This window comes from Massilia sp. 01N417 (assembly GCF_056399645.1).
Window position 1 is genome coordinate 105,309 of sequence record NZ_JBFTRS010000014.1, and the last position, 16,812, is coordinate 122,120.

Annotated in this window: 14 protein-coding genes and 1 tRNA gene; 8 read left to right on the forward strand and 7 right to left on the reverse strand. The window is 65.6% G+C overall.

Features of this window, described 5'->3' with window-relative positions; genetic code table 11:
- Window position 1: 1 nt before the first annotated feature.
- From hutH to AC1DOQ_RS16145, 3 genes are all read right to left on the reverse strand, one after another.
- Window positions 2-1,564, reverse strand: a complete 1,563-nt coding sequence (gene hutH / locus AC1DOQ_RS16135) for a histidine ammonia-lyase (RefSeq protein ID WP_477366146.1) — start codon at window positions 1,562-1,564, stop codon at window positions 2-4.
- 16 nt (window positions 1,565-1,580) lie between these two features.
- Window positions 1,581-3,299, reverse strand: coding sequence for a urocanate hydratase (gene hutU / locus AC1DOQ_RS16140; RefSeq protein ID WP_477366148.1), 1,719 nt, complete (start codon window positions 3,297-3,299; stop codon window positions 1,581-1,583).
- Window positions 3,300-3,365: 66 nt separating this feature from the next.
- The gene (locus tag AC1DOQ_RS16145) at window positions 3,366-5,036 is read right to left on the reverse strand and encodes an amidohydrolase (RefSeq protein ID WP_477366151.1); all 1,671 of its coding nucleotides are present in this window, start codon (window positions 5,034-5,036) and stop codon (window positions 3,366-3,368) included.
- 171 nt (window positions 5,037-5,207) lie between these two features.
- Between AC1DOQ_RS16145 and AC1DOQ_RS16150 the strand changes: the two genes are divergently transcribed.
- Window positions 5,208-5,903 (forward strand): transposase, encoded by a 696-nt coding sequence (locus tag AC1DOQ_RS16150; protein ID WP_477366154.1) that lies wholly within the window; start codon window positions 5,208-5,210, stop codon window positions 5,901-5,903.
- 40 nt (window positions 5,904-5,943) lie between these two features.
- Here AC1DOQ_RS16150 and AC1DOQ_RS16155 read toward each other — a convergent pair whose 3' ends face one another.
- Both AC1DOQ_RS16155 and ada read right to left on the reverse strand, forming a co-directional pair.
- A complete protein-coding gene (locus AC1DOQ_RS16155; RefSeq protein ID WP_477366157.1) occupies window positions 5,944-6,633 on the reverse strand; it encodes a 2OG-Fe(II) oxygenase in 690 nt (229 codons plus the stop codon).
- Entirely contained in the window at window positions 6,630-7,688 is a 1,059-nt protein-coding gene (gene ada / locus AC1DOQ_RS16160) for a bifunctional DNA-binding transcriptional regulator/O6-methylguanine-DNA methyltransferase Ada (protein WP_477366160.1), read from the reverse strand. Before ada ends, AC1DOQ_RS16155 begins: the two co-directional genes overlap by 4 nt.
- A 150-nt stretch (window positions 7,689-7,838) precedes the next feature.
- Here ada and hutC point away from each other — a divergent pair, with 150 nt between their 5' ends.
- The 5 genes from hutC (at window position 7,839) to AC1DOQ_RS16185 (ending at window position 13,082) form a co-directional block, all read left to right on the forward strand.
- On the forward strand, window positions 7,839-8,558 hold the full coding sequence (gene hutC, locus AC1DOQ_RS16165; protein WP_477366163.1) for a histidine utilization repressor: 720 nt from the start codon (window positions 7,839-7,841) through the stop codon (window positions 8,556-8,558).
- A 320-nt stretch (window positions 8,559-8,878) separates the two neighbouring features.
- Window positions 8,879-9,205 carry a thioredoxin TrxA gene (gene trxA, locus AC1DOQ_RS16170; RefSeq protein ID WP_036236119.1) on the forward strand — a complete coding sequence of 109 codons (327 nt, stop codon included), beginning with the start codon at window positions 8,879-8,881 and terminating at the stop codon, window positions 9,203-9,205.
- Window positions 9,206-9,342: 137 nt separating this feature from the next.
- The gene (gene rho / locus AC1DOQ_RS16175; RefSeq protein WP_477366166.1) at window positions 9,343-10,605 is read left to right on the forward strand and encodes a transcription termination factor Rho; all 1,263 of its coding nucleotides are present in this window, start codon (window positions 9,343-9,345) and stop codon (window positions 10,603-10,605) included.
- A gap of 304 nt (window positions 10,606-10,909) precedes the next feature.
- Window positions 10,910-11,179 (forward strand): type B 50S ribosomal protein L31, encoded by a 270-nt coding sequence (locus AC1DOQ_RS16180; protein WP_477366169.1) that lies wholly within the window; start codon window positions 10,910-10,912, stop codon window positions 11,177-11,179.
- Window positions 11,180-11,300: 121 nt separating this feature from the next.
- Window positions 11,301-13,082, forward strand: coding sequence for an ArnT family glycosyltransferase (locus AC1DOQ_RS16185; protein ID WP_477366172.1), 1,782 nt, complete (start codon window positions 11,301-11,303; stop codon window positions 13,080-13,082).
- A gap of 56 nt (window positions 13,083-13,138) precedes the next feature.
- Here AC1DOQ_RS16185 and AC1DOQ_RS16190 read toward each other — a convergent pair whose 3' ends face one another.
- Window positions 13,139-13,726 (reverse strand): FxDxF family PEP-CTERM protein, encoded by a 588-nt coding sequence (locus AC1DOQ_RS16190; protein ID WP_477366175.1) that lies wholly within the window; start codon window positions 13,724-13,726, stop codon window positions 13,139-13,141.
- 287 nt (window positions 13,727-14,013) lie between these two features.
- Between AC1DOQ_RS16190 and AC1DOQ_RS16195 the strand changes: the two genes are divergently transcribed.
- Entirely contained in the window at window positions 14,014-14,466 is a 453-nt protein-coding gene (locus tag AC1DOQ_RS16195) for a hypothetical protein (RefSeq protein WP_477366178.1), read from the forward strand.
- Window positions 14,467-14,480: 14 nt separating this feature from the next.
- Here AC1DOQ_RS16195 and AC1DOQ_RS16200 read toward each other — a convergent pair whose 3' ends face one another.
- Window positions 14,481-16,448 (reverse strand): APC family permease, encoded by a 1,968-nt coding sequence (locus AC1DOQ_RS16200; protein WP_477366291.1) that lies wholly within the window; start codon window positions 16,446-16,448, stop codon window positions 14,481-14,483.
- Window positions 16,449-16,569: 121 nt separating this feature from the next.
- Between AC1DOQ_RS16200 and AC1DOQ_RS16205 the strand changes: the two genes are divergently transcribed.
- Window positions 16,570-16,654 (forward strand) — tRNA-Leu (locus AC1DOQ_RS16205).
- Window positions 16,655-16,812: the final 158 nt, after the last annotated feature.

A 16,812-nucleotide genomic window follows, 5' to 3' on the forward strand; every position in this document is an offset into this window, starting at 1 on the left:
CTTAAGGATGCAGCGCGGTGAACAATTCGCGGCACTGCGAGGACAGTTCGCCCTCCATCACCATGCGCTTCGCCGCCTCGATGTCGGGCGCGAAGAAGCGGTCTTCGTCGAAGGCCGCCACCCGCTTGCGCAACTGGGCGTGCACGTGCTCGAGGTGGCCCGAACTCGTCAGCGGACGGTGGAATTCGATGCCCTGCGCCGCGGCCAGCAGTTCGATCCCGACGATGACACCCGTATTGTGCGCCATCTGGTCAAGACGGCGCGCCGCGAAGGTGGCCATGCTGACGTGGTCTTCCTGGTTGGCCGAGGTCGGCAGGCTGTCGACGCTGGCCGGATGCGCCAGCGACTTGTTCTCCGACGCCAGGGCGGCGGCGGTCACGTGGGCGATCATGAAGCCGGAATTCACGCCCGGTTCCTTGACCAGGAAAGGCGGCAGGCCGGACAGCGTGGAATCGATCAGCAGCGCGATGCGGCGCTCGGCCAGGGCGCCGATCTCGGCGATGGCCAGGGCCAGGGTGTCGGCCGCGAAGGCGACTGGTTCCGCGTGGAAATTACCACCGGAAACGATCATGCCCGCACCGGTGTCGCCGGCATCCGGGAAGATCAGTGGGTTGTCGGTGACGGCATTCGCTTCGATCAGCAAGGTGCGGCCGGCCTGGGCGATCAGGTCCATCACCGCGCCCATCACCTGCGGCTGGCAGCGCAGGCTGTAGGGATCCTGCACGCGCTCGTCGCCGACCAGGTGGGAAGCGCGGATCGCGCTGCCGGCCACCAGTTCCCGATAAATCTTCGCCGCCGCGATCTGGCCCGGCTGGCCGCGCACCGCGTGCACGCGCGGGTCGAAGGGCGCATCGCTGCCGCGGGCGGCGTCCAGCGACAGCGCGCCGCTCACCATTGCCGCTTCCAGCAGGCGCTCGGACATGAACAGGCCGTGCAGGGCCAGCGCGGTCGAGACCTGGGTGCCGTTGATCAGGGCCAGGCCCTCCTTCGCCGCCAGCGTCACCGGCGCGATGCCGGCCGCTTGCAGGGCCGCGCTGGCATCCATGATCTCGCCTTTCATGCGCACCTGGCCGACGCCCAGCATCGCCAGGGTCATGTGGGCCAGCGGCGCCAGGTCGCCGGATGCGCCGACCGAGCCCTGGCACGGGATGGCGGGCATGATGCCGGCGTTGTACAGGGCGATCAGGGTATCGACGATCAGCGGGCGCACGCCGGAGAAGCCGCGCGCCAGGCTGCCGATCTTGGTCAGCATGATCAGGCGCACGATGTGGTCCGCCAGCAGTTCGCCGGTGCCGACCGCGTGCGACAGGATCAGGTTCTGCTGCAGCTGCTCGAGCTGGGCTTGCGGGATGTGGCGCTTGGCCAGGATGCCGAAGCCGGTGTTGATGCCGTAGGCCGGATCGCCCTTGGCGACGATGGCCTGGACGGTGGCGGCCGAGGCTTCGATGGCGGCGTAGGCGCCCCTAGCCAGCGACAGGCTGCCGGCGGATTGCCAGACGGCGCGCAGGTCGCCCAGGGTGAGGGAGCCGGGCTGCAGGGTCAGGTGGTTCGATGCTGGTTTCATGGTGCTCATGTGCTGCTTATTTGATCATTGGGAGTTTGAGGCCGAAGCGCTTGGCGGCTTCGATCGCGAGCTCGTAGCCGGCGTCGGCATGGCGCATCACGCCGGAGGCGCAATCGTTCACCAGCACGCGCGCCAGGCGCTTGTCGGCGGCTTCGGTGCCGTCGGCCACGATCACCACGCCGGAATGCTGCGAGTATCCCATGCCGACCCCGCCGCCGTGGTGCAGCGAGACCCAGGTCGCGCCGCCGGCCGTGTTCAGCATGGCGTTCAGCAGCGGCCAGTCGGAGACGGCGTCGGTGCCGTCGCGCATGGCTTCCGTTTCGCGGTTCGGGCTGGCGACGGAACCGGTGTCGAGGTGGTCGCGGCCGATCACGATCGGCGCCTTCAGCTCGCCCTTGCGCACCATCTCGTTGAAGGCCAGGCCGGCGACGTGGCGTTCGCCGAGGCCCAGCCAGCAGATGCGCGCCGGCAGGCCCTGGAAGGCGATGCGTTCGCGCGCCATGTCGAGCCAGCGGTGCACCCGGGCGTGCTGCGGGAACAGCTCCTTGATCTTGGCATCCGTCTTGTAGATGTCTTCCGGGTCGCCGGACAGGGCCACCCAGCGGAAGGGGCCGCGGCCTTCGCAGAATTGCGGGCGGATATAGGCCGGCACGAAGCCGGGGAAGTCGAAGGCATTCTTGACGCCTTCGTCGAAGGCGACCTGGCGGATGTTGTTGCCGTAGTCGACGGCCTTGGCGCCCATCGCCTGGAAATCGAGGATGGCCAGCACGTGGGCGGCTGCGGATTCCGCTGCCGCCTTCTTCAGTCGGGCGTGCTGGTTCGGATCCTGCTGGGCGGCCTTCCACTGCTCGACGGTCCAGCCGCGCGGCAGGTAGCCGTTGATCAGGTCGTGGGCCGAGGTCTGGTCGGTGACCAGGTCGGGCACCAGGCCGGTTTCCCTTGCGCGGCGCACCAGCTCCGGCAGCACGTCGGCGGCGTTGCCGAGCAGGCCGATCGAGACGGCTTCCTTCCTGTCCTTGTGCTCGCGGATCATCTGCAGCGCTTCGTCGATGCTGAACGCCTGCTTGTCCAGGTAGCGGGTGCGCAGGCGGAAGTCGATGCTGCTCTGCTGGCACTCCACCGTCAGCGAGACCGCGCCGGCGAAGGTGGCGGCCAGCGGCTGCGCGCCGCCCATGCCGCCCAGGCCCGCGGTCAGGACCCAGCGTCCCGCCATGTCGCCGCCGAAGTGCTGGCGGCCGGCTTCGGCAAAGGTCTCGTAGGTGCCCTGCACGATGCCCTGGGTGCCGATATAGATCCAGCTGCCGGCCGTCATCTGGCCGTACATGAACAGGCCCTTGCGATCGAGCTCGTTGAAATGCTCCCAGTTGGCCCATTTCGGCACCAGGTTGGAGTTCGCGAGCAGGACGCGCGGCGCGTCGGCATGGGTCTGGAACACGCCGACCGGCTTGCCGGACTGGATGAGGAGGGTCTGGTCGTCCTCGAGTTCGCGCAGCGAGGCGAGGATCTGGTCGTAGCAGGCCCAGTCGCGCGCGGCGCGGCCGATGCCGCCATAGACGACGAGGTGCTGCGGGTTCTCCGCCACCTCGGCATCCAGGTTGTTCTGCAACATGCGGTAAGCCGCTTCGGTCAGCCAGCTCTTGCAGGAGAGCTGGCTGCCGCGCGGGGCGCGGATGTCGCGCGAAGGGTCAAATCTTGGATCGAATCGGGGGTCTTGCATCGGCGAAGCGTTGGTCATGGCAGGCTCCTGGAAATGTCAAGAAAGTCTAAGTTGTCTATACAACCTAGTCAAGCCCCCTCTTTCTTACTTCTTCTGGTAGACCTGGCGGCCGGCGACCCAGGTTTCCATCACGCCGATCTTGTAGATGTCGTAAGGCGAAATCTTGAACAGGTCGCGGTCGATCACGATGAAGTCGGCGTACTTGCCGGCTTCGAGCGAGCCCAGGGTCTTTTCCTGGTGGCCGGCGTAGGCCGCGTCCAGCGTGAAGCAGCGGAAGGCTTCCTTCAGCGACATCTCCTGCTCCGGATACCAGCCGGCGATCGGCTGGCCGTGCTTGTCCTGGCGGGTGACGGCGGCGTGGATGCCGAAGAAGGGATTCGGCGCCTCGACCGGGAAGTCGGATCCGCAGGCGATGCGCGAACCCTGCTGCAGGAAACTGCGCCAGGCATAGGCGCCCTTCATGCGCTCGGCGCCGATGCGGGTCTCGGCCATGTTCTTGTCCGAGGTCGCGTGGGTCGGCTGCATCGACGGGATGATGCCGATGCTCTTGAAGCGCGGGATGTCGCTCGGGGTCACGACCTGGGCGTGCTCGATGCGGTGGCGCTTGTCGAGTGCTTTGTTCGCCGGGATCTCCTTCGCGAAGGTGTCGAGGATCTGCTTGTTGCCGGCATCGCCGATCGCGTGCACGTTCACCTGGTAGCCCTTCTTGATGGCCTTGGTGATCATCGCGTCGATTTCCTTGTTCGTGTGGAACAGCAGGCCGTGCGAATGCGGATCGTCGCTGTAGGGCGCCAGCAGGGCCGCGCCGCGGCTGCCCAGCGCGCCGTCGGCATACAGCTTGACCGCGGCCAGCGCGTACATGTCCTTGCCATAGCTGGGGAGCGGGCCATTTTTTGCCAACTGGTCAAAATCCGGGCCGGTGCCGCCGATCATGGCGTAGATGCGGGCGGTCAGCTTGCCGTGGTCGGCGTAGTCGCGGTAGAGCCTGTCCTCGCCGACCGTGATGCCGGCGTCGTGCACGCTGGTCAAACCAACGCTGGCCATGTTCTCGAGGGCGCGGTCGAGCATGATGCGGCCTTCCTGCTCGGTCTCCTGCGGCAGGACTTTCGTCACCAGGGCCTGGGCGGCGTCGACCAGCACGCCGGTGGCGACACCCTTCTCGTCGCGTACGATCTTGCCGCCGACCGGGTCCGGCGTGGCATTCGTGATGCCGGCCAGCGCCAGCACGCGGCTGTTGGCCCAGCCCGCGTGGCCGTCGACGCGCTCCAGCCACACGGGACGGTCGCTGACTGCGCCGTCGAGTTCCTTCGCGGTCGGGAAACGGCCCAGCTTCCAGATCTCCTGGTTCCAGCCGCGCCCGCGCACCCAGGCCTGCTGCGGATTGGCGCGCGCATAGTCGGCGATGGATTGCAGCGCGCCGTCCAGCGAGGTCGAGGCCGACAGGTCGAGCTGGGTCAGCATCGCGCCCAGGCCGAACACGTGGCCGTGGGCATCGATCAGGCCGGGCAGCACGGTGCGCCCCTGCAGGTCCACATGCTTCGCATTCGGCGCCTTGGCCGCCACCTCGCCCGCGCTGCCGACCGCGATGATCTTGCCGTTGTCGTCGAAGGCCATCGATGCGAACTGGATGACATCCCCTTTGGCATTGAGCGTATAGCCGTTGGCATTGTCGATCACGGTATCGGCACAAGCCGCGGCCATGGCGCCGCCGGCCATCAGGGCGAACAGGGCGGACTGCAGAGGTTTCAGGCGCATCGTTGGGCTCTCCATTCTTATAAAGAAACAGAGTGTATAGAAAAACACGCAAGGGTCAAATTCGGGGTCAGAGCACTTTTTGCGGCAAGGACCCGCGCGCAATTGAGATGCATCCATTCCCCACCCGTCCCGCTTCGATATGGTCATGCCTTCTCATGCATCCACGATCCCATGGCACGCCGACCACGCCTGGTACTGCCCGCGGTACCGCTCCACATCATCCAGCGCGGGAATAATCGCACTCCCTGCTTCGGTTGCGAGGCCGATTACCTCGTCTATCTCACCCTTGCCCGGCAATACGCCTCCGAGTCCGCATGCCAGGTGCATGCCTACGTCCTGATGACCAATCACGTGCACCTGTTGCTGTCATCGGGAAGCAAGACGGGACCGAGCGTGCTCATGCGGCGCCTCGGCCAGCACTATGTCCAGTATTTCAACCGGCGGCATGCGCGCACCGGCACCCTGTGGGAAGGCAGGTTCCGCTCGTGCGTGGTCGAGGATGCGCGCTATCTGCTGGTCTGCCAGCGCTATATCGAGCTGAATCCGGTGCGGGCGGGCATGGCCGGCGATCCGGCGCACTACCGGTGGTCGAGCTATCGGGCCAATGCGCTCGGCGTGGAAGACGACCTTGTCACGCCGCACCTGATCTACACGGGTCTCGGCATGCATGAAGGAGAACGGCGCGCCGCCTACCGCGACCTGTTCAGGGAAGCGATGCCTGAACATCTGCTGGCCCGGATCCGGCATGCCGGCAAGGCCAACGCGGTGCTCGGGGCGCCGGATTTTGTCGATGAGATTGCCAGGAAAATCGGCCGTCCCGGCGGCATCGGCGTGCGCGGGCGGCCGAAAGTGAGGTCAGGCACTTGATCGAAAAAGTGCTCTGACCCCGAATTTCTGACCCCGAATTTCAGGCGGCGTCGTGGAAGATGATGCCGAGGGTGTGGCGGTGGCCGCTGCGGATGCGGCTGACGCCGTGGCGCATGTTGACGCGGTAGATGCCGCGGGTGCCGTTCACCGGGCGGGTGTGGACCGGGAACACGACCGCGTCGCCCTGGGCCAGCGGCACGACTTCGGCGCGCGACTGCATGCGCGGGCGATGTTCGGTGAGGACGAATTCGCCGCCGCTGAAATCCTCGCCGGGACGCGAGAGCAGCACCGCCACCTGCAGCGGGAACACGTGCTCGCCGTAGAGGTCCTGGTGCAGGCAGTTGTAGTCGCCGGGGCCGTACTGCAGCAGCAACGGGGTCGGCCTGGTCTGGCCGGCGGCGTGGCAGCGTTCCAGGTAGCGTGCGTGCTCCAGCGGATAGCGCCCGTCCAGCCCGAGCGCCGCCTGCCAGCGGTTGGCGATGCGCGCCAGCGGCGGATACAGCGCGCCGCGCAGCGCCGCCAGATCGGGCGGCAGCGGGTACGAGAAATACTGGTACTCGCCGCGCCCGAAGCCGTGGCGCTCCATCACGACCCGGCTGCGGAACATGTCCGGCCGGGCGTAGGCCGCCGCGTAGTCCGCGCACTGGCCGGCATCCAGCAGCGCCGGCAGCACCGCGCAGCCATAGGCGTCCAGCTCGGCGCCGGCACGCTCCCAATCGATGTCCTTCATTCGCTGCTCTCCCGTTCGAGCAGCGCACGCTTGCGCTCCACGCCCCAGCGATAGCCTGAAATCGATCCGTCGTTGCGCACCACGCGATGGCAGGGAACGGCGATCGCCAGCGGATTCGCGGCGCAGGCGCCGGCCACGGCGCGCGCTCCCTGCGGCATGCCGAGTTGCGCAGCCAGTTCGGCATAGCCCACCGTGCGCCCGGCCGGGATCGCGCGCAGGGCCTGCCAGACGCGCTGCTGGAAGGCCGTGCCGCGCAGGTCCAGCGGCAGGTCGAGGCCGATGCGCGGCGCTTCGACGAACGCCACCACCTGCGCCACCGTCGCTTCGAATGCCGGCTCGGCGCCGATCAGTTCGGCCTTCGGGAAACGGTCCTGCAAGTCGCGCACCAGTGCCTCCGGATCGTCGCCCAGCAGGATCGAGCAGATGCCCTTGCCGGTGGCGGCGACCAGCAGCGCTCCGAGCGAGCATTGCGCCACGGCGAAGCGGATCTGCTCGCCGCCGCCGCCCGCACGCCAGCGGCCCGGGGTCATGCCCAGCACGCCTGGCGTGGCCGCGTAGAACCGGCCGCTCGAATTGAAGCCTGCGTCATAGGCCGCCGCGGTCGCGGTGGCGGCCTGCGCCAGTCCGCGCTTGAGACGTTCGGCGCGGCGCGCGGCCGCATAGGCCTTCGGCGTGATCCCGGTATGCGCCTTGAACACGCGGTGGAAATGGAAGCGGCTCATGCCGCAGGCCTCGGCCAGGCTGGCCAGGTCAGGTTCGTCTTCCGCGGAGTCGATCAGGCGGCAAGCCTGCGCCACCGCCTGCGCCTGGCGCTCGGCCAGCGGCGGCTGGTCCGGCTTGCAGCGCAGGCAGGGCCGAAAGCCGGCCGCTTCGGCTGCTTCGCGGGTGGCGTGAAAGGCGACGTTGGCGCGCTTGGCGCCGCGCGACGGGCAGGACGGCAGGCAGTACACGCCGGTGCTGCGCACCGAGTAATAGAAGATGCCGTCGGCTTCGCGTGCGCGCTGCTGCACCGCGGCCCAGCGCTCCGCGTCGGTATCGAAAGCCAGTTTGTCCATGATAATCTCCATGCTCCACGAGTCGAATGCCGTCATCGTATCGGCATCCCCAAGGCAGCGTCATCCCGGGTCTTGCTTTCAAATCGCAGTGCTAGAATGTGGCGTCACTCGGCAAGCGGCACAAGACACACCTGAATCCTGGAGAGTAGTTTGGACGAACAGTTCGCGCAAGACGCCACCCCCATTTTCCAGCGCATCAAGGATTACCTGATGGGCGAGATCGCCTCCGGCCGCTGGAAGGAAGGCGACCTGGTGCCGTCCGAGCAGGCGCTGGTGCGCCAGTTCGGCGTCTCGCGCATGACCGTCAACCGCGCCGTGCGCGAGCTGACCGCGGAACAGGTGCTGACCCGGCGCCAGGGCGCGGGCACCTTCGTCGCGCCGCAAAAATACCAGGCCACGCTGGTCGAGATCCGCAACATCGCCGACGAGGTGCGCGCCCGCGGCCACGCCCACACCAGCCGCCCGCTGCTGCTGGAGCAGGCGCCCGCCGGCGAGGCGCTGGCCCTGCAGTTCGAGCTGGCGCCGGGCACGCCGCTGTTCCACTCCGTGATCGTGCACCACGAGAGCGGCCAGCCGATCCAGGTCGAGGACCGCTGGGTCAACCCGGCCTGCGCCCCTGCCTACCTGGACCAGGACTATACCCGCGTCACCCCAAACGAACACCTGATGGTGGCCGCGCCCCTGCAGGATGCGACCTACAGCATCGAGGCGCTGCCGGCGCCGCGCGAGGTGGCCGAGATGCTCGACATCGACGCCGGCAGTGCCTGCCTGGTGCTGCGGCGCCGCACCACCTCGCAGGGCCGGGTGGCGACGGTGGCGACCATGTGGCATCCGGGCCAGCTGTACAAGTTTACCGGCAGCGTCACCTGAAGCTTGCCGCTCGTACCACGCCGCAAAATAAATCCTTCGGCCCCATGTACAGACGGCGACATCGTCGGCAATAATAGGTTCAGGTCGAACCGCCGTCCGCCGGCCCGGCAAGGGCGTAAACTGGAGCGCGCTTGCAGTGCGCCACAACGTGTTAAGATTTTGTACAAAGCTAGTGAACACGTTTCAGGAAAATCGGTTATTATTTCAGCTAACCCCCGCCTGACACCTCCTTGCAGCACTTCCACTATTGAATATTGCACACAGTGTCTCCACCATTGTGCGTTCAGGCGTTAATTGACCTACCTCTCACTGAGGAAAACATGAGCGAAAACATCAAACACATTAGCGATGCATCTTTCGAAACCGACGTGCTGAAGTCCGAGCGCCCGGTCCTGGTCGACTTCTGGGCCGAGTGGTGCGGCCCCTGCAAGATGATCGCCCCGATCCTCGAAGAAGTCGCTAAGGAATATGACGGCAAGCTCCTGATCGCGAAGATGGACGTCGATGCGAACCAGGCCGTGCCGGCCAAGTTCGGCATCCGTGGCATCCCGACCCTGATCCTGTTCAAGAATGGCGTTGCAGCCGCGCAGAAAGTTGGCGCGATGGCAAAAGGCCAACTGACTGCTTTCATCGATAGCAACATCTGATACCATAGCCGGCGGCAGCGCGCCCGCACTGCCGCCATTCCGGTCCGGGAAGGCCATCGACTCCGATGCTTCTCTTTTAATCAACCCACGTAGTTCCCTCCCCTACCTTTACTTTCCCGTCACGGGACACCCGACACATGCACTTATCTGAATTGAAGGCAATGCACGTCTCCGCCCTTCTGGAGATGGCGATCAGCCTGGATATCGACAACGCAGCCCGCCTGCGCAAACAAGAACTGATGTTCGCGATCCTCAAGAAGCGCGCGAAACAAGGCGAACAGATTTTCGGCGACGGCGCGCTCGAGGTGCTGCCGGACGGCTTCGGTTTCCTGCGTTCGCCGGATGCGAGCTATATGGCGTCGACCGACGACATCTACATCTCGCCGTCGCAGATCCGCCGCTTCAACCTGCATACGGGTGACTCGATCGAAGGGGAAGTGCGCACGCCGAAGGATGGCGAGCGTTATTTTGCGCTGGTGAAGGTGGACAAGGTCAACGGCGAATCGCCGGAAGCCTCGAAGCACCGCATCCTGTTCGAGAACCTGACCCCGCTGCACCCGCAAGTGCCGCTGCGTCTGGAACGCGACATGAACGGCGCCGAAAACATCACCGGCCGCATCGTCGACCTGATCTCGCCGATCGGCAAGGGCCAGCGCGGCCTGCTGGTGGCGTCGCCGAAATCCGGCAAGTCGGTCATGCTGCAGCACATCGCCCACGCGATCACCGCGAACCACCCGGACGTCACCCTGATCGTCCTGCTGATCGACGAACGTCCCGAGGAAGTGACCGAGATGCAGCGTTCGGTGCGCGGCGAAGTGGTTGCCTCGACCTTCGACGAACCGGCCACCCGCCACGTGCAGGTCGCCGAGATGGTGCTGGAAAAAGCCAAGCGCCTGGTCGAAATGAAGAAGGACGTCGTGATCCTGCTGGACTCGATCACCCGCCTGGCACGCGCCTACAACACCGTGATCCCGGCCTCGGGCAAGGTGCTGACCGGTGGTGTCGACGCCAACGCCCTGCAGCGTCCGAAGCGTTTCTTCGGCGCCGCCCGTAACGTCGAGGAAGGCGGTTCGCTGACCATCGTCGCCACCGCGCTGATCGAAACCGGTTCGCGCATGGACGACGTGATCTACGAAGAATTCAAGGGTACCGGCAACATGGAAGTGCACCTCGAGCGCCGCCTGGCCGAGAAGCGCGTCTACCCGGCGATCAACCTGAACAAGTCGGGTACCCGCCGCGAAGAGCTGCTGATCAAGCCGGACCAGCTGCAGAAGATCTGGATCTTGCGCAAGCTGCTGTACTCGATGGACGAGATCGAGGCGATGGAGTTCATCCTCGACAAGATGCGCGCAACCAAGACCAACATCGAGTTCTTCGACCTGATGCGCCGCGGCGGCTGATCCCTGCCGTTTGATATGACGGGATCCACGGAAAAGGCGAGTCGAACTCGCCTTTTCTGCTTTATGCAGCACGATTCGCCAAGAAAAGCCCAGGGCCAGGCGCATCGGCGAAGACAGTACGCAAGTGCGGCGAGACGATACAACGCCGCCATCGGCTTTGTCAGGCGCTCGAGTTGCCTCGTGGCTCCGGCTGACATATAATCTCCGGTTCATTACCACCCATGGCAAGTGATCGGCAATCGGGTCAAGAAGCAGCGCGACCGACGAAGTGCCTTTTGGCTACCAACTTAACCGAGGCAAAACCATGAAAACCGATACCCATCCGGATTACCGCGAAGTCGTCTTCCACGACCTGTCCTGCGATTTCAAGTTCATCACCCGTTCGACCATCAACACCCGCGAAACCATCAATTTCGAAGGTAAAGAGTACCCGCTGGTCAAGATCGAGGTGTCGGCTGAATCGCACCCGTTCTTCACCGGTAAGCACAAGATCGTCGACACCGCTGGCCGCGTTGAGAAATTCCGCCAGAAGTTCGGTTCGGTCGGCTCGAAGACCAGCGTCGCCAACGGCTAATTCCCCGGCGAGCGCACTGTCAGGAGGCCTTCGGGTCTCCAAGAAGGAAGCCCTGGGGCTTCCTTTTTTTTTGCCGCTATACTAGCGCGACATTATTCCAGCACATCACGCAACACTATCGATGAAACCAGTCCGCCTCCCAGCCGCCGCCACCCTCGCGCTGCCACGATGGGCCCTGTATGCACTTGGGCTGTTGTACATCCTGCCGGGCCTGATCGGGCGCGATCCGTGGAAGGACGACGCCGCCAGCTTCGGCATCATGTGGACCATGGCGCACGGCGGTTTCAAGGACTGGTTGCTGCCGAATATCGCCGGCCTGCCCTCGCCCGAGGAAGGTCCGCTGGCCTTCTGGCTGGGCGCCCTGTGCATCAAGCTGTTCGGCTGGCTGGTGGGCGACGTGCTGGCGGCGCGCGTGTCGACCATCGGCATCTTCGTGCTCGGCACCGTCTCGCTGTGGCAGACCGCGTTCCGCCTGGGCCGGCGCGCCGAAGCCCAGCCCCTGCGCCTGGCCTTCGGCGGCCAGCCCGAACCCGACGACTACGGCCGCACCCTGGCCGACACCGCCGTCCTGATCTACCTGGGCTGCCTGGGCCTGCTGCTGCAAAGCCATGAAACCCTGGCCGTGACCCTGCAAGGCTCGCTGCTGGCCTGGTTCCTCTACCGCTCGGTGCGCTATATCGAGGATCCGTCCCGGCGCAACGCGTCCCTGACCGGCCTGGTGCTGGGCGCGCTGGCGCTGACCCGCGGCGTCGCCTCGCCCATCGTGCTGCTGGGCGCGCTGCTCCTGTGCACCCGCCTGCTGAAACTGCCCGCCCGCCCCGTGCTGCGCAACCTGGGCCTGGCCGCCGGTTCGGCCGTGCTGGTGATGCTGGTCTGGATCCTGCCCGCGCTGCTGGTGCAGCCTTATGGCCTGTCGCCGGTGAGCGAATGGCTGGTCTGGAACGCGGGCCAGCTGAGCGTGCCGAGCTGGCATTCGATCGGCGCCTTCTTCCGCGTCGGCATCTGGTTCTGCTGGCCGGCCTGGCCCTTCGCCGCCTGGGCCGCCTGGGCCTGGCGCCGCCAGCACGGCATGCTGCACATCATCCTGCCGACCTGCTTCGTCGGCCTGCTGGTGCTGCTGGTGCTGTGCGACCCGGTGCCGGAAAACGGCGACCTGCTCAAGCTGCTGCCGCCGATGGCCCTGATGGCCGCCTTCGGCCTGCCGACCATGAAACGCGGCACCATCAATGCGATCGACTGGTTCTCGGTGATGGTCCTGAGCCTGCTGGGCGGCATCGTCTGGCTGTTCTGGGTCGCCAAGCTGACCGGCTGGCCGGCCCAGCTCGCCAAGAACGCGCTGAAACTGGTGCCCGGTTTCAAGCCGGAATTCGGCATCGTCGCCTTCATCGTCGCCGCCGCCGCCACAGCCGGCTGGTTCCTGCTGGTGCACTGGCGCCTGTCGCGCCAGCCTTCGGTGCTGTGGCGCGCCGTGGTGCTGTCGTCCGGCGGCCTGATCCTGCTGTGGGTGCTGCTGATGACCCTGTTCATGCCGGACCTGAACTACGCCAGGAGCTACGCCAGCGTCGGCCAGCAGATCGCGGCGCGCCTGCCGGCGAATGCCGACTGCATCGACACCAACGTCGGCCCGGCCCAGCGCGCCTCCTTCGCCTACTTCGGCCACCTGCCCTTCGCCGGCGTCGAGGGCGGCAAATGCAGCTACCTGCTGCTGCAGGAAAGCCTCAGGAAGCCCGCCGACGGCGCGCATGCCGACGCCAACCGCCAGAGCGTGCTCCAGACCGGCGATGGCCCGCGCGGCGGCCAGATCGTGCTGGACGACTTCCGCCCGCGCGACTGGACCCTGCTGTGGGAAGGCCGCCGGCCCTCCGACCGCACCGAGCGCTTCCGCCTGTACCAGCGGCGTTGACATGAAAAAGCCACCGAGCAGGTGGCTTTTTTGTATCCGCCAATCCTTCGCGCCATTCAGGCCCTGAGCGGCACCAGCTTGCGCCGCGCCGCCACGCCGAGCAGGCCCAGGCCGGCCAGCAGCATGCCCCAGGTCTGCGGCTCCGGCACCGGCGACACCGTCAAATCGCCGCCGAAGGCACCGCCGCCCGCGCCCATCACCTTGCCGTCGACCTTCAGCGCGTAGTCGCCGCTGCTCAGGCCATACGCCGTCAGCGACCAGGAGTCGGTCGGATGCGAGCCGAAGCCGGTTTCGTTGATGCCGGCGATTGCCGTGCCGAGGATCGCCATGGTCGCCGGATCGTAGCGATACAGGCTGAAGCCGGTGATCAAGAGGTCCTTGGTCTGCGGGGTGTTCAGGTAGGACGAGGTCAGGGAAGAGGCGGCATCGAAAGGCGTGCCGATGTTGAAGGTGAAGATATCGGTGAAGGTATTGCCGACGGTCGAGGCCGCGAAGGTATCGCCGAAATGCGCGTTGAAGCCGCCCACGCCGTCGCCCGCTGTCACTAGCGGAGCGGTCCGGTCGATCGCCTGGGCGGCGGCGCCCTGGGAGGCACACGCCGCGCCCGCGATGAGGGCGCTCAGAACGAGAGATTTCAGTTTCATGATGGTTCCTGAGAAAGTTGTCGGGACCTACTATCCAGGGTACGGCGTATTGACACCGATCCTTGATAACAGCTTAAGTTCGGTCCAACCCCTCAACTGTTAGATTGCGCACAAATCTCAGCCGCTTTTCGCCGGAAGATGGCATTTTTTGACTAAAAATTTCCGTAACGAAAACACTTCGTTTTCGGCAAAAGCTCGCTTGAGAAAGATCAATTCCTCCTCGGCTTGGCTTATCAGAATGGTGGATGTGCCCGCTATCCGGCGGCATCGCCAGCCAAGGAGCCCTCATGAAAAGCGTGACGTTTTCCAATATCGTGCGCGTCCCGGAACAGGCGCGCCGCACCTCCTTTTCCCTGGGTTCGCCGCAACGCCTGGCGTGGCTGGCGCTGACGCTGGTGCTGGGCCTGCCGGCGCTGATGTGTGCGTTCCGGCAACTGGATCCGGGCGCGCCGCTGGCCTATATCGTGCTGCCCATCCTCGCCGGTGGCCTGCTGCCGATGCTGACCATGATGCCGGGCCGCTTCGAAGTCACGACCCGCTTCGAGGCCTGCCACCTGGTCTGCACGCTGGACGATGCCCTGGGCCGGCTCGGCTATGCGCCGGCCGAACGCGTCCCCGGCGCCGTGCGTTACCGCACGCGTGGCGGCAAGGAAATCGCCGTGACCGTGCGTGCGCATGCGCTCGAGGTCACGGGGCCGGTGCCGGCCCTGCGTGCGCTGCGCCAGCAGATGGCGCGCTGACGGTTCGCGTCCGGTCAGACCTTCATCGGCAGGATCACCATCTGCAGTCCCTCGAGGTGCAGGCGGCGCTGGACGGCGAGCGCCGCCTGGTTGTGCAGCAGCCGGGTGAACCAGTTGTCCCGCGCGAAGATCAGCTTGCTGGTGAAGAAGATCGTATTCGGATACTCGCGATTGATCTGCTCGCACATGCGCGTGATCTCGTCCACCGCGTCGGTGCCGAAGCCGATATACGACGCCGACGCCATCCCGTGGCTCTGGCAGAAATCGACGAAGTATTCCAGCGTCTTCGCCGCATCCTCCCGCATCTTTTCGAGTGCCCCCTCGCCGCCATAGGCATGCGCATCGACCGTGCGCGCGTTCACGAACAGGAAGTTCTTGAAGTGGCCCGGGAACATGCGCAGCACCCACAGCAGCGCATGCAGGCCGCCGCCGCGCGAGTTACCGACGATGAAGACCGCCGTTTGCGCTTCCGGATCAGGCTCGATCGATTCCTCGTTCGGGCCGAAGGGCTGGTCCGCGAACACCTGGTCGACCGAGCTGATCGCGCGCTTGGTCTCGCGGTAGTGATTGCGGATGACGACGCACAGGCCGGCGATTGCGGCGATGATCAGCACCGTGGCCCAGCCCCCCTGCGTAAAGCGCTCGACCAGCAGGATCGCCAGGATGCCGGCGCAGATCACGAAGCCGCCAAGGGACAACAGGAAGCGCCGCACCCAGCGCACGTTGTCCGTGTCCTTGCGGTGGCGCCACCAGTACAGGCACAGGCCGAACAGCGAAATCGCGAAGGTCAGGAACACCGACAGCGAATACAGCACCACCAGCAAGGCGACCCGGCCCCCGGTCCAGAACAGGATCGCCAGCGCGGCGATGCCCATCACCAGGATCCCGTTCTCCTTCACCAGGCGGGTCGACAGATAGCGGAACTGGTGCGGCACCCAGGAGTCCGACGCCATGTTCGACAGCACCGAGGGACCGCCGAGGAAGCCGGTATTCGCGGCGACGAACAGCAGCCCGGCCTCGAAGGCCAGCGCCACGGCCAGCAGCACGTGATTCAGCATCTCGCTGTGCATGCCCATGCTGCCGATGATGCTGCGGAAGGTGGTGGCATTCAGGGTCTCGCCGGCCACCGGCTTCGCATCCCACAGCAGGTAGAGCAGGATGATGCCGCCGGCGGTCACGGCCAGCGACACCGCCATGTAGAACATCGTGATCTTCCCGGTGCGCACGCGCGGTTCGGCCAGCAGGTTGACGTTGTTCGACACCGCCTCCAGGCCCGTATAGGTACCGCCGCCCTGCGAATACGCCAGCAGCAGCATCCCGGCCACGCCGGCCCAGCCGATGCTGCCCGCCAGTTCGCGCGTGTCGCCCAGGGTATTCGGCACCAGCGCCGGCAGGTGCGACGCATGCGCGACGATGCCGTACACGATCAGCACCAGGTGGGTGGCGACGAAGCCGAGGAAGATCGGCAGCAGGATCTGGATCGCCTCCTTCAGGCCGCGCAGGTTCATCACGATCAGCAGTCCGATGAAGAAGGCCTCGGCCCACAATTTATAGTCCTGGAAGCCAAGCGGCAGGAAGGACGCCAGCGCATCGACCCCGGACGCGATCGAGATCGCGATGGTCAGCACGTAGTCGAGGACCAGCGCGCAGCCCGAGACCAGGCCGAGATAAGGCCCGACCAGCTTGGTGGCGACGCGGTAGCCCCCGCCCCCGGTCGGGAACAGCTCGATCACCTGGTTGTAGGCGAGCGCGATGATGAAGACCGTGACCGCGGTGGCCACCGCCAGGTAGAGGCCGAGGTGGGTATGGGCGCCCAGCGCGCGGAAGGTCTCTTCGGGACCGTAGGCGGACGAGGACAGGCCGTCCGCCCCCAATCCGACCCAGGCCAGGAAGGCGACCAGCGCCATCGAGTGGCGGGTCTCGCTCTGCATCGGATCGAGCGCCTTGCCGAGGATGATTTCGCGTATCTTCTTATTCTTCATCATGCGCACCGCACTGCCGGCGGCCGTTTCTCGAGGTAGGCGAGATCATACGCCTGAACAGCGCGCACGGGCACTGGTCTTTTTGGCATCCCATGTGCTAAGATGCGCGCCTGCGCTTGCAGCCTCTGTGGCGGAATTGGTAGACGCACTTGACTCAAAATCAAGCGCCGAAAGGCGTGCCGGTTCGATTCCGGCCGGAGGCACCACTTACTCATCCGTAGTAATCCAGCGAAGTCCATGAAACCGCGTTTTTCCCTCTGGGGGCGCGGTTTTTTTGTGCGCCGACGTTTGAGCTCGTCCATCACCAGCCCGCGTTTTTGGATCCATATTTTCGCTTATGGAGAAAAAACGCCTCACGTCATGG